The following is a 725-nucleotide window of genomic DNA, read 5'->3' as shown; positions in this document are numbered from 1 at the left end:
GCGATACGCGCGATTTCTGTGTCGGACGAAACAGGCGCGGCGTCGGGATTGCTGGATGCCGGACCGAGGTCGATCACATCTGCCCCCTCGGCCATCAGCTTACGCGCCTGCGCAATGGCTGCGTCTGGCGCCAGATACCGGCCTCCATCGGAGAAACTGTCCGAGGTTATGTTGACGATGCCGAAAATGATGAGCGATTTATTCATGGGGGCTTCTATAATAATAATAATCGAGCATGAGTCTCATACGGATGCTCGGGTCGAAAGGGAATCCCCAGGCGAGTAACCTGTTTGCGGTGATCCGTTTCATGATGATGTATCTGTAGCATTTTGGAAATAAATATATCATCTCTCAATAAGTAGATATATTTATCTTTTTTGCTTCTTTGGTGCTGCAAGTCACCAATACGAGGGAAACCTGTTACGGAGCGGTTTAACCGTAATCAACAGTGACTGGTGTCATGTTCGGAAGATTAATTGATAGTAATCTACAAAGGATCTTCTTGAGATCCTTTTCAATGAATCGTAATCTCTTGCTCTGTAAACGAAAAAACCGCCTGGGGAGGCGGTTTGTTCGAAGGTTAAGTCAGTTGGGGAACTGCTTAACCCGGTAACAGGGTTCACGAGACCGCCATTACCAAAACTGTTCTTTCAGTGTAGCCGCAGTCAGGCCTCTACTTCAAGACCTCTTAATCTATCTTCTCGTGCACTCCTGTTACTAATGGC

General features: G+C 47.4%; 1 protein-coding gene. It reads right to left on the bottom strand.

The window, feature by feature from the left end:
- Positions 1–206, bottom strand: a 206-nt coding sequence (locus ACTD9P_RS29630) for a dihydropteroate synthase (RefSeq protein ID WP_171995213.1), incomplete at its 3' end; no start/stop codon positions are given.
- Between the last annotated feature and the right edge of the window lie 519 nt (positions 207–725).

This window comes from Pseudomonas onubensis, from assembly GCF_965653655.1.
In the GTDB taxonomy this organism is placed as follows: domain Bacteria; phylum Pseudomonadota; class Gammaproteobacteria; order Pseudomonadales; family Pseudomonadaceae; genus Aquipseudomonas.
The sequence above is the reverse complement of the archived record's forward strand: the minus strand, read 5'-3'. Positions and strand labels throughout refer to the sequence as shown.